The 11,935-nt window shown below is 50.4% G+C and carries 10 protein-coding genes and 3 tRNA genes; 4 read left to right on the forward strand and 9 right to left on the reverse strand.

Annotation, left to right across the window (positions count from 1 at the left end):
* Positions 1 to 30: 30 nt before the first annotated feature.
* Both CWE11_RS04445 and CWE11_RS04450 read left to right on the forward strand, forming a co-directional pair.
* Positions 31 to 819, forward strand: a complete 789-nt coding sequence (locus CWE11_RS04445; RefSeq protein ID WP_126776404.1) for a cytochrome C assembly family protein — start codon at positions 31 to 33, stop codon at positions 817 to 819.
* A 201-nt stretch (positions 820 to 1,020) separates the two neighbouring features.
* Complete coding sequence (locus CWE11_RS04450; RefSeq protein WP_126776405.1) at positions 1,021 to 2,304, forward strand: HlyC/CorC family transporter; 1,284 nt, start codon at positions 1,021 to 1,023, stop codon at positions 2,302 to 2,304.
* Positions 2,305 to 2,378: 74 nt separating this feature from the next.
* Here CWE11_RS04450 and CWE11_RS04455 read toward each other — a convergent pair whose 3' ends face one another.
* Together CWE11_RS04455 and gshA are read right to left on the reverse strand one after the other, a co-directional pair.
* Complete coding sequence (locus CWE11_RS04455; protein ID WP_241971723.1) at positions 2,379 to 3,059, reverse strand: transglycosylase SLT domain-containing protein; 681 nt, start codon at positions 3,057 to 3,059, stop codon at positions 2,379 to 2,381.
* Positions 3,060 to 3,098: 39 nt separating this feature from the next.
* Complete coding sequence (gene gshA / locus CWE11_RS04460; protein WP_241971724.1) at positions 3,099 to 4,706, reverse strand: glutamate--cysteine ligase; 1,608 nt, start codon at positions 4,704 to 4,706, stop codon at positions 3,099 to 3,101.
* Between the two features lie 80 nt (positions 4,707 to 4,786).
* On the opposite strand from gshA, the gene CWE11_RS04465 reads away from it, so the two are divergent.
* Both CWE11_RS04465 and CWE11_RS12090 read left to right on the forward strand, forming a co-directional pair.
* Positions 4,787 to 7,420, forward strand: coding sequence for a response regulator (locus tag CWE11_RS04465; RefSeq protein WP_241971725.1), 2,634 nt, complete (start codon positions 4,787 to 4,789; stop codon positions 7,418 to 7,420).
* 11 nt (positions 7,421 to 7,431) lie between these two features.
* A complete protein-coding gene (locus tag CWE11_RS12090; protein ID WP_198675593.1) occupies positions 7,432 to 7,599 on the forward strand; it encodes a hypothetical protein in 168 nt (55 codons plus the stop codon).
* A gap of 43 nt (positions 7,600 to 7,642) precedes the next feature.
* On the opposite strand, the gene CWE11_RS04470 is transcribed toward CWE11_RS12090, so the two are convergent.
* The 7 genes from CWE11_RS04470 to csrA form a co-directional block, all read right to left on the reverse strand.
* Complete coding sequence (locus tag CWE11_RS04470; RefSeq protein WP_126776406.1) at positions 7,643 to 8,776, reverse strand: sodium ion-translocating decarboxylase subunit beta; 1,134 nt, start codon at positions 8,774 to 8,776, stop codon at positions 7,643 to 7,645.
* Positions 8,777 to 8,780: 4 nt separating this feature from the next.
* Positions 8,781 to 10,595 (reverse strand): sodium-extruding oxaloacetate decarboxylase subunit alpha, encoded by a 1,815-nt coding sequence (gene oadA, locus CWE11_RS04475; RefSeq protein WP_126776407.1) that lies wholly within the window; start codon positions 10,593 to 10,595, stop codon positions 8,781 to 8,783.
* Between the two features lie 3 nt (positions 10,596 to 10,598).
* On the reverse strand, positions 10,599 to 10,859 hold the full coding sequence (locus tag CWE11_RS04480) for an OadG family protein (RefSeq protein WP_126776408.1): 261 nt from the start codon (positions 10,857 to 10,859) through the stop codon (positions 10,599 to 10,601).
* A gap of 322 nt (positions 10,860 to 11,181) precedes the next feature.
* Positions 11,182 to 11,258 (reverse strand) — tRNA-Arg (locus tag CWE11_RS04485).
* A gap of 24 nt (positions 11,259 to 11,282) precedes the next feature.
* Positions 11,283 to 11,359: transfer RNA gene (locus tag CWE11_RS04490), tRNA-Arg, on the reverse strand.
* A gap of 85 nt (positions 11,360 to 11,444) precedes the next feature.
* Positions 11,445 to 11,537, reverse strand: a tRNA-Ser gene (locus tag CWE11_RS04495).
* Between the two features lie 175 nt (positions 11,538 to 11,712).
* Entirely contained in the window at positions 11,713 to 11,901 is a 189-nt protein-coding gene (gene csrA / locus CWE11_RS04500) for a carbon storage regulator CsrA (RefSeq protein WP_126776409.1), read from the reverse strand.
* Between the last annotated feature and the right edge of the window lie 34 nt (positions 11,902 to 11,935).

Genomic DNA, 11,935 nt, shown 5'->3' on the forward strand with positions numbered 1-11,935 from the left:
TATCGCTAACAGAAGGAACGGGCAACCCGCATGTTTACGCTCTTGATTGCCATCAGCATCATCGCCTATCTCACCGGCGCTGTCATTGTCAGTCAGCGAATGACCGGCCCCAGTACCATGCAGCGCCGCTCAATGGCGATAAGCGCAATTGCGTTGATTACGCACTTCGCCATACTCGGATATCAGTTCACGTCCAACGGATTAGTGCATCTCAATCTATTTACCACCCTAGCGATGATTACTTGGCTCCTCGCATTCTTTAATACCCTGCGCGGCGATCACCCAGCGAGCTTGTTACTCCGCCCCGCTATTTTCTCCCTCGCCGCGGTTAGTATCATCGCAGTATTCCTCGTTCCCGACCATGTTGGACGTCCGGTCGACATGACACCGGTTTTTGCCCTCCACATCAGCCTGGCATTGCTCGCTTCCGCGCTATTAACCCTTGCCACCCTATACGGTGTGCAACTGCTTTATCTCAACAAACTGCTCAAAAAGCGCAGTGCAAAAGCGCTTTCGGATCGGCTACCGCCTTTGATGTCTGTTGAACGTTACTTTTTCCACCTCCTCACCGCCGGAACCATACTTCTGACCTTGGCTATCATCGTTGGCTTTATCTATCTTGATAACTGGTTCGCGCGAGGACAACTCCACAAAACTATCCTGTCATTGCTCGCGTGGGTCAGCTTCGGCTCCATCCTGATTGTGCACTATTGGCGTGGCCTCCGTGGCCGGCTCGCGGTTTATTACACCCTGATTGCCAGCGCCCTCTTAATCCTTAGCTATTTTGGCAGCCGCTTCGTCCGCGATATTTTGCTTTAACGCCCCGTTACGGAACATGCGTTGGCTACGATGCGTTGGCTACGTTGCGTTGGGTGTGAAGGCATGACTCTCTCCCGAACAAAGCCCAACGCCCCGCTACGGAACATGCGTTGGTTGCCGCAGCTTTATCGTATTTTATACTTGACTTCGGGGGCTACGCCCCTACATTAGAAGTCTTGCGTTTCAACATAGGGTAAACACTTGGACGACATATCGACGAGTACGTTATTTATCGTACTGTTTGTTCTGATTCTGATATCAGGATACTTCTCCGGTTCCGAGACTGGCATGATGTCGGTGAACCGATACAAACTTCGACATCTCGCTCAAAGTGGCAACAAAGCAGCACGCCGCGTGTTGCAAATGCTTGATCGCCCTGATCGCCTGATTGGCTTGATTCTAATTGGCAACAACCTCGTTAATATTGCTGCTTCTGCGATCGCGACCATCATCGGTATGCGCCTCTACGGAGACTACGGCATTGCCGTTGCGACCCTCGTGCTGACCCTCGTTATTCTGATTTTTGCCGAGGTTACGCCGAAAACAGTTGCAGCCCTTCATCCTGAACGCGTCGCTTTCCCAAGCTCGATTATTCTCAACCCGCTGATGAAGATATTTTATCCGCTTGTTGCCGGCGTGAACTTTATCACCAATAACATGATGCGCTTGATTGGGATTAACCCAACCGCAGCGAGCAAAGATACCCTGACCGCTGAAGAGCTTCGCACCGTTGTACATGAAGCTGGCTCGTTGATCCCCTCACGACACCAAGAAATGTTACTCAGTATCTTGGACCTCGAGAAGGTAACGGTTGATGACATCATGATCCCCCGCAATGATATTGCTTCGATCGACATTAACGACGACCTAAACGCCATCCTCAAGCGATTGAGTAACATGCAACATACCCTCGTCTTGCTGTATCGCAACGAAATTGATGACGCCATCGGCTTCTTACATGCTCGGGATATGCTGCGCTTACTGACCCGGCATAACGCCGAGCCTGATAAAGCATCATTGGTGCGCGCGGCGCGGGATATCTACTTTATTCCTGAAGGCACGCCACTCAGCGTGCAGCTCATCAAGTTTCAACACAATAAAGAGCGGATTGGCCTCGTTGTCGATGAGTATGGTGATATCCAAGGATTAGTAACGTTGGAAGATTTGCTCGAAGAAATCGTCGGCGACTTTACCACCACAATTGGTGGACAGCCTCACGAACATGTGAAGAAGCAGGCCGATGGCAGCTTCCTCGTCGAAGGTACCGTGAACCTTCGAGATCTCAACAAAGAAATCAAAATTAGTTTGCCTACCGACGGTCCGAAAACATTGAATGGACTCATTATCGAGATGTTCGGAGATATTCCTGAACGCCCAATGTGCTTAAAGATTGCGGGCTACGGTATCGAAATATTGGAAGTGACCGACAACCGCGTCGAGAGCGTCCGAATTCGCCCCAAACCCAAGCGGCGCCGCAAAAGCTAATCCAACGAAAAAGGCCTTGAAGCGGGAACTTCAAGGCCTTTTTGCTAAACACACATCAATGCTTCCGTCTCAGCTTAGCCGAAAAATAGGCGGCGGAACCATCCGCGATCGAGCCGATCACGACACTCATTTAATTGGTGAGCATAGCGATTCGAACGCGCGTCTACCCGACGGGAAACATCAATTAGCCAAGCCTTCTGAGCATAGGTTCGGCGCTGGAAACCGCCCCACCCCTCATGATAATTGAGGTATTGGTTATATGCGTCATGCTTTGAAACGCCATTGATCGTGTGGGTTTTGTTCATATACCAGCCAATAAAATCAATGGCATCACCGAAATTGTCACGACGTGCACGACGATTCCCAGTCTCTTTGATGTAATCATCCCAGGTCATCGTTTTTGCTTGTGCATAACCATAGGCATCGCTTAATCGACCCCATGGAATAAAGCCCAGTACATAGCGACGCGGAGGTCTCGCGCGCGCTTGGAATGAACTCTCTTGATACATAATGGCCATAGGCACATGAATGGGAACATCCCAGTTTCGATTCATTGATTTCGCAGCGCGCCACCAAGAACGGTTTTCTTCAAAAATATTACAAATATTCTCGGGATCACGCGGCGGTGACGATGCACAACCAACGGTTAGCAAGGCGACACATGCGAGAACCCCGAAACGGATTGCAAGTTTTTTTCGTCCCTGATGAAACTTTTTCTTTACGGTAGGCTCTGAATCAGTACATGCAAGATTCATTTCATGTTATCCCCTGGTAAGAACACCTTCACGCGCCTACTATGGCGCGTTTTTTTTATCTAAAGCGCGTGCAAAATACGTGTCTAAAAACGCAGCGTACGTCCCCTCAGACGCAGCCTCTATCGCCTCTTGTTCCACAATGGATTCAGCGGCCAACTGCGCAAAGTAATCCGCGTCATAATACTCAAACGGCGTCTCAATCAGCTCATTTTTGTAGTCGGTTGCGAGACGCATCCCAAGCTGTTGATACGCTGCTACCGCCGCATGATACTCGCGCAGTAACCGAGCGGAGTACGTTTGCTCTGGATCAGAAATTGCCGGCGCAAACAAGGCGAGCGCTCGTGTATACTGCTGTTCTACGTTTTCCTGATTTTCGGTCGCACCGTCAAGCAAACTTGCAATTTCTTTGAGTTCGTCAAACAATAAGGTTAATCGCTCGACGATTGAATGCTCCCCCGATTCATCCCGTAATTGCAGCCCTGGCTCACGACCACGTAAAACAACCGTATTTACATTTTTCTCAGTCTGCTGTTGAGCCTCCACGGGTAATTCCGGGCTGTCGCTTAATAAACAGTACAGTAGAAACAAATCCAAAAAGCGCATTTGCTCTGCCGTGATCCCCACAGGACTGAAGGGGTTTACATCAATCGCGCGCACTTCAATATACTGCACTCCACCCCGTTCAAGAGCTTGGGTTGGTGTCTCCCCTGACTCGGTCACGCGCTTAGGACGAATCGGCGAATAGAATTCATTTTCAATCTGCAAAATATTGTCATTCAATTGCAGCCAGTGATCGCCCTCACGCACACCGATGCTTGCAAAATTCTCTGACCGCGTAAAAACCGCGTTTCGAAGCCCGTCTACATAGCTCTGCAATGAGTTATAGGTAATCTTGAGCGCCGATTGTTCCTTATTTGTGTACCCGAGATCACTCATTCGTAGCGACGTTGCATAGGGAACAAAAACCATTCCGTTACCCAGCTCGCGAAAATCAAAGTCGGCGCTGCTGTGTTTTAAAAATGACTTGCATAAAACCGGTGAAGCACCAAACAAGTAGGGAATGACCCAGGCCCATCGTTTAAAGTTACGCAACAAACCAAAGTAGCCTTCCGAACGGAACTCAACGGAGTCCTTTACTCCATTTCGTTCAGCTAAAATCGCCCACAGCGCGTCACTGACCGACCAGTTAAAATGAACGCCCGCAATGGTCTGCATGACCGCACCATACCGATGGGTCAGCCCTTGCCGATAGGTTGTCTTCATTCGCCCAATGTGCGATGTGCCATAATCCGCAAGATGGATGTCCGATACCTCATTGAGATAGCATGGCATACTTAGAGGCCACATCAGCTCGTTGCCCATCGCATGATAGGTCGCACGATGCACATCACGCAGTTGCGCCAAGGTCGTTTCAATCTCCGTACTCACGGGGGTGATGAATTCGAGGAGCGACTCTGCGTAATCTGTGGTGATCAGTGGGTGTGTGAGTTTCGAGCCCAACGCTCTCGGGTGCTGCGTGGTGGCGAGACGCCCTTCAGGCGTAATGCGCAAACATTCGCGCTCGATTCCTCGGTTCATTGTCGCGAGCGCACGGCGCCCGACATCATCACGCAATTGCGATAAACGCGTCGATAATAAAATGGACAAGGCTACATCCCGGAATTTGTCTGATATGATGGGGCTAGTGTGCCACAATCATCAGAAAAAAGCAGCGAAAGGTACGTCCATTGAAGAAACTGAATTTCTCGCTCACCCCCACACTTGGGCGGCGCTTGAGCCTCATTATGCTGATTGCCGCAGGGTTCGTTCTGATTCTTCCCGCTCCCTGGCATGTAGTGCCCTTGTTGGTCCTTATTGGCTGCGGTGTATGGCTTTGGCATTGCAGCCAGTCGCAAGCCCCTGCTCCCGAAGGTGTCATAGAGGAACAACCGGCCTTATCTGAAGTCAATGGGCACCTTTTAGCACAAGTCTTTAACGACCTTCCCATTCGTGTGTATTGGCGTGACGCCGATATGCGTTTTATTGGCGCAAATCCTGGTTTTCTGCGGGACTTTGGGATTGAGACCGTTCAGGGGCTGCGGGATGAGGATATTCCTCAGCTCAAGGCAAATAAAGGGCTTAGAGGGCGCGATTTACAAACCTTTAGCCTCCGCTCTGCCGCATGTAACCAAGAGATGCAATTGAAATTTCATGATGCCGAAGGGGGTGTTCGTTGGGTTGAACATTCGAGCGTGCCGCTCTACAACGAAACTGGGGAAATCGTTGGAATTCTTGGCAGCTACTACGATATTTCATCTATTAAACGCGCTACCGAGGAAATGTCACAGGCACGGGAAACCGCCGAACAAGCCCGAGCCGAAGCCGAAGCTGCAAACCTCGCGAAGAGCGATTTTCTGGCCAACATGAGTCATGAAATCCGAACGCCTATTAATGCCATCGTCGGCATGGCGAACCTTGCACTGAAAACTGACCTAAACGACAAGCAACGTCGCTATGTGAAAGTGATTGAATCGTCCTCGCAAGCGCTACTCGGTGTCATTAATGACATACTCGATTTCTCGAAAATCGAAGCCAATAAACTAACTATTGAGAGAATTCCCTTTGATTTAGATGAAGTACTGGGGACCCTTGCCGACATGTTTGCTTATAAAGCTTACGACAAAGGGCTCGAATTCATCATTAATCTCCCAGCGAACATTCCGACGCTGCTCGTGGGTGACCCCCTGCGGTTACAACAAGTCTTGATAAACTTAGTCAGTAACGCGATTAAATTTACCGAGGACGGCGAAATCAATGTGTCCTGTACTTTGCTTGACCGCACCGAGCACAAAGTGTGGTTGCGGATCGAAGTGAAAGATACGGGAATGGGAATGAGCGCAGAACAAGCTGCCCGTCTCTTTAATGCATTCACCCAGGCGGATACCTCAACCACGCGTAAGTTTGGCGGTACCGGTCTTGGTTTAACGATTTCACGCCGCCTTGTCACATTAATGGAAGGTGACATCGGGGTCAGCAGCACTCCGGGTCAAGGTTCTAACTTTTTTATTGAACTCGTCTTGCCACTGCAAGAAAGCCAAGATACGTCCCATCACCAGCTGCTCCTCGAGCGCTTGGCGGGCACACGGGTTCTGGCGGTAGACGACAACACCAGTACGCGGGAAATGTTAAAGGAAACGCTTCGCTCCTACGGCATGGAAGCTCATACCTGCCACAGTGGTGAGCAAGCGCTTACCTTGCTGAAAAAGGCTGCGCAAGATAAAAAACCATTCCAACTCATGCTGATCGATTGGCGTTTACCTGGCATGGATGGACTGACACTCGTTGAGCGTATAAAAGGCAAATTCAACGATGAGACGCGACCCCGGATGATTCTTGCGACTGGGTATTACGCTGAGGAATTGGCAGAAAAAGCGCGTGTAGTCGGCACCGATGATTTCATTACCAAGCCATATACCACCGCGACTCTGGCCCGAGTCATGACCTCCGCGCTGTTTGGTAAAAAGACCGCCGTGGGCTTAGAAGAGAAAAAGCTCACCATTCCCGAAAACCTGCACGGCGCACCACTCCTCTTGGTCGAAGACAACGAAATTAATCAACATGTTGCCAAGGAGATATTGAGTGGTCACGGATTTCGGGTGGATATCGCAGAAAATGGTGAGGTTGCTGTCGATAAAGTCCGTCAAAATACCTATGCATTAGTTCTGATGGACATTCAGATGCCGGTCATGGATGGCTACCGTGCCGCCGAGACCATACGCCAATATTACTCATATCAGCAGGTGCCAATCCTCGCCATGACCGCAAATGCGATGAGTGGCGATGCAGAGCGTTCTCTCGCTGCGGGGATGCAAGGACATATTCCAAAACCCATTGATGAGGCCTTGCTGATCAGTCAAATTAACAAATGGGCACTTCCAGGGCCTTACGACGCGCCCCCTCCTGCACCGAGCGACATGGAAACAGAGGATAAGCCGAGCAGTACCCCGCGGCGTTATCCGCAAAATAAAGGGATGGATCTTGATCAAGCGTTGGCGCGTTTAAATCACAACATTGATTTGTACGTCCGATTACTAGAGCAGCTAGTGGCGACGTATCGAGGAAGTGCTGTGAAAGTGTCCGAATTTATTGCGCGAGGTCAGCACGATGACGCACGCCGCCATTTTCACTCCCTGAAGGGGGCGGCAGCCAATCTAGGGATGCTCGCTCTAGCGCGGAAAGCTGGCGCTTTGGAACTTGCGGTTCAAGAACGCGATGTCGGTAAGGTTGCTGACGAGATTACTGGCCTCGAAGGGTTACTTGACCAAGCAGAACAAGCCATCCAAGATCTGCGCAGCACGCAGAGCTTAAATGCGGAATCATAGGGAGCTAGACCATGGTGCGATTTTTATTTCTTATCCCGTTAGTCCTTATCTTGCTTTGGACGCTTTGGTTGCAACTCAACGGATATCGCGTCCGTGATGGACTGCAAGGCTACAAGTATATTTTGATTACGAGTGCAGTGATTGCCGGCTTTTACACCCTCATGTGGTGGGTGACCTGACGACGCTCACATCAGCGTCGTCTCGATCGTGAGCTCACGGCACTTATCCACCCGCAAGCGCAAGCAAAATACCGGCCGCAACGGCAGAGCCGAGTACCCCCGCTACATTTGGCCCCATTGCATGCATCAACAAGAAGTTGTGTTGATCTGCACGTAACCCCTCTTTATTGACGACTCGCGCTGCCATAGGCACGGCGGACACGCCTGCTGCACCAATCAGTGGGTTAATCGCTTGCTTACTGAATAGATTGAGTAATTTCGCCATTAAAATTCCCGCGGCCGTCCCGAAGACGAACGCCATGGCGCCAAGGAGCAGAATTCCGAGTGTTTCAACAGTCAAGAAGGAACCGGCGCTAAGCTGTGCGCCGACAGCCAACCCGAGGAAAATTGTGACCAAATTAATCAATTCATTCTGAGCAGACTTGCTTAATCGATCCACAACACCCGACTCACGCATTAAGTTACCCAAACAGAACATACCAACTAATGGTGCTGCTGTGGGCAACAACATGACCGTCAAGATCAAGACGAGCAAAGGAAACAGAATCTTCGCGCGCTTCGAGACAGGCTTTAGTTGCTCCATTTTAATTGCGCGTTCTTTCTTGGTAGTCAATAAGCGCATAACCGGAGGCTGCAAAACAGGCACCAGCGCCATGTATGAATAGGCTGCAACGGCTATCGCACCGAGTAATTCGGGTGCGAGTTGAGAGCTTAAATAAATGGCTGTTGGACCATCAGCCCCCCCGATAATCGCGATCGCCGCCGCTTGCTGAAGCGTAAACTCCACACCCGGCACCCAATTTAGAGCAATAGCGCCAATGAGTGTTGCAAAAATACCAAACTGCGCTGCGGCACCTAATAACAGCATTCGCGGATTGGCCAACAAGGCACTGAAGTCCGTCATCGCACCGACCCCGAGGAAAATCAGTAACGGGAAGATCCCGGTCGCAATTCCGACCTCATATAACGCATACAGGACACCTCCTGCCTCGTTCATACCCGCGAGCGGAATATTGGTCAGAACCGCCCCAAAACCGATGGGCAAGAGCAGGAGAGGTTCAAACTTATGAACAATCGCAAGATAAATTAAGATTAAGCCCACACCTATCATGACCAACGCACCCCAGGTCATGGCAGAAAGTCCCGTGTTTTGCCACAAGGTCAGCATGCTTTCCATGCAATTAGGCTCCTTTTAACGTGAGCAGCACATCACCCGAGATCACACTGTCGCCTTCCCGAGCGGTGAGCTCAGCAACTGTTCCCGCGCGATCAGTCCGAACTTCAGTTTCCATTTTCATGGCTTCCAGAATAACCACAACGTCACCCGCTGCAACCTTCTGTCCGGCTTTCACTTGATACTTCCACAAGTTTCCAGACAGTGGTGCAGTCACCGGGCGAACATCGCCGTCGTCTTGGCTCGACTTTGCGGTTGATTTTGCTTGGGATGTTTCCGATTCTTCCTCGGCTTTAGGCATTTCACTTTGTTGGGCCTGCAAACTCCCATCAGGCCCAACTTCCACCGAGAAACACTCACCTGAGATGCATACATCGTAGCGCTCAATACTGTTATCGCCTGTTTCCGCTTTGCGAACGGGACGATCTGTTTCCAAACTTGGAGCCGGCTCAAAGGCCTCCGGGTTCCCGCGATTTTTGAGGAATTTCAATCCAACTTGCGGGAACAACGCATAGGTTAGAACATCATCATCGATATTTTTTGCAAGCTCAATGGATTCCGCTTTCGCTTTGGTTTTAAGCTCCTTCGTAAGTTCTGGGAGCTCATTGTCCAATAAGTCCGCTGGGCGGCACGTAATAGGCTCAGCATCGCCAAGGACCGTTTTCTGAAGCGCCTGATTAACCGGTGCAGCGGTCGCGCCATACTCACCTTTGAGTACACCAGCAGTTTCTTTCGAGACAGACTTATAGCGTTCGCCGGTTAAAACATTTAGCACGGCCTGCGTCCCGACGATCTGAGATGTTGGAGTCACTAATGGAATAAAGCCTAAATCTTCACGAACCCGCGGAATTTCCTCTAGAACGGCATCAAACTTATCGAGCGCCTTTTGCTCACGAAGCTGATTTTCCATGTTTGTCAGCATCCCCCCGGGCACTTGAGCGAGAAGAATGCGAGCATCCACTCCCTTCAAAGAGCCTTCGAAGCGTGCATACTTGCGCCGGACACCGCGGAAATATGCGGCGATCTCTTCGAGTGCTGCCAAATCAAGTCCAGTATCGCGTTCGGTCCCCTCAACCGTTGCGACTATGGTCTCTGTTGCGGTGTGACCATAGGTCATGCTCATCGAGGAGATTGCGGTATCAAGGATATCGATGCCCGCATCGATCGCTTTCTGATAGGTTGCCGTGCTGAGCCCCGTGGTTGCATGACACTGCATGGCGATGGGAACAGATACCGCTGATTTTAATGCCCGAATAAGCTTTTCAGCTTCATAAGGGCGCAGCAATCCAGCCATATCTTTAATACATATTGAGTGACACCCTAAGTCTTCTAGTTTTTTTGCCATATCCACCCAGGTATCAAGGGTATGGACTGGGCTCACGGTGTAAGCCAGCGTTCCTTGCGCATGGCCATCATTGGCAATCGTCGCTTTAATCGCTGTCTGTAAATTCCGCACATCGTTCATCGCATCAAAAATGCGAAATACATCGACCCCATTTTCCCGGGCACGTTCCACAAAACGCTCAACAACATCGTCTGCGTAATGGCGGTAACCCAATAAGTTTTGTCCACGCAACAGCATCTGCTGTTTGGTTTTTGGCATTGCTTTCTTAATTTCGCGGAGTCGTTCCCAGGGATCTTCCCCGAGATAACGAATACACGCATCAAAGGTCGCGCCACCCCATGACTCCATGGACCAATAACCGACTTCATCCAACTGCGCCGCAATTGGCAACATATCCTCTAATCTTAGGCGTGTTGCGAGCAGTGATTGATGTGCATCACGAAGAACGAGCTCGGTTAGTAATAAAGGTTGAGTCATGCATTACTCCTTGGAGCGATCGGCACGTCCTCGTGCCTGACGGTATTTTTGGACAGCGACAGTCACCGCAGCGAGTTTAGCGGCTTGGGAAGGGCCTTTGGGGGGCGCAGGTTGTGACGCGCTAGAATCACTCGAATTCACTGGTGTTTCTGGACAAAGACGAGTCAGCAAGGCAACAACACCGGTCAGGATCAGCAAAAACGTGAAGACGACCCCCATACCGGCGAGCATCAATTCAAACGCTTCTTGAAACAATTCCGCCATTGCTACCTCCCTGCGATGATTCGATTTGAAAAGACACGGGTCGTCGACCCGATCATGCACCTCTGAATCACGTAGTCCTTCCGTGATCGGTGCCTCATAATTGTTAGTTAATTGTAGAGTTCAGTGATGGGAAAGGAAAGCGCTTTTACGTGCGTTCCCTATGCAGCAAATTGATAGGCGATATTCGATGGAATGATTCGTTGTACGAGGTCTGGAAATAAACAGCAATCAAGGATACGCGGACTCGTGCCACATGCTACACGGATTTTAAAGTAAAAAAGAAGGAATAGTAGCGTTGGAAAGGCGATGCGAAGAGAAAGCGTGGCGCGCTCGGGAGGACTCGAACCTCCAACCGCCTGGTTCGTAGCCAGGTACTCTATCCAGTTGAGCTACGAGCGCGTTGCTTGTTTTGAATGTCTGAAATGGCGCGCTCGGGAGGACTCGAACCTCCAACCGCCTGGTTCGTAGCCAGGTACTCTATCCAGTTGAGCTACGAGCGCGTTGCTTCATGATTCATATTGTATCGACACCGTGCCGCGTCATGGTCAGGCTTCACCAAGGTGAATGTGACGTGAGTTGGCAAAATGGCGGTGAGGGAGGGATTCGAACCCTCGATAGGGCTACAAACCCTATACTCCCTTAGCAGGGGAGCGCCTTCAGCCTCTCGGCCACCTCACCGCGACTCGATGGGCGTGAATGATAGCGTTTTGTCAGAAGTTGTCAAACGCTTTTTGCCCTGAAACTGTTTAACTGCGTCATAATTAAACAGTCTGCGTAGTTTTTAGCCCCAAAATAAAAACCGGCTGCAAAAGCCGGCTTCTTGATGTGGCGATTACACCACAAGACCCATCCGTTATTCAGGCGCTTGATCGGAATCCTTCTCCGCCTGAATTCGCATGTAAATTTCTTCTCGGTGCACAGAAACGTCTTTTGGAGCATTGACACCAATTCGTACCTGATTTCCTTTGACGCCGAGCACAGTGACCGTGACATCATCACCAATCATCAGTGTCTCCCCGACCCGTCGCGTTAATATTAGCATCTAATTTTGCTCCTTCATTTCAACTACATATCCT

The sequence above is a fragment of the Aliidiomarina sanyensis genome (assembly GCF_003987175.1).
Taxonomy (GTDB): Bacteria; Pseudomonadota; Gammaproteobacteria; order Enterobacterales; family Alteromonadaceae; genus Aliidiomarina; species Aliidiomarina sanyensis.

Bases quoted from the DNA above. Each gene is read 5' to 3' on its own strand.
- CWE11_RS04480 (WP_126776408.1), bottom strand. From the start codon at position 10,859: ATGGCGGAATTGTTTCAAGAAGCGTTTGAATTGATGCTCGCCGGTATG.
- oadA (WP_126776407.1), bottom strand. From the start codon at position 10,595: ATGACTCAACCTTTATTACTAACCGAGCTCGTTCTTCGTGATGCACAT.
- csrA (WP_126776409.1), bottom strand. From the start codon at position 11,901: ATGCTAATATTAACGCGACGGGTCGGGGAGACACTGATGATTGGTGAT.
- CWE11_RS04445 (WP_126776404.1), top strand. From the start codon at position 31: ATGTTTACGCTCTTGATTGCCATCAGCATCATCGCCTATCTCACCGGC.
- CWE11_RS04455 (WP_241971723.1), bottom strand. From the start codon at position 3,059: ATGAATCTTGCATGTACTGATTCAGAGCCTACCGTAAAGAAAAAGTTT.
- CWE11_RS12090 (WP_198675593.1), top strand. From the start codon at position 7,432: ATGGTGCGATTTTTATTTCTTATCCCGTTAGTCCTTATCTTGCTTTGG.
- CWE11_RS04470 (WP_126776406.1), bottom strand. From the start codon at position 8,776: ATGGAAAGCATGCTGACCTTGTGGCAAAACACGGGACTTTCTGCCATG.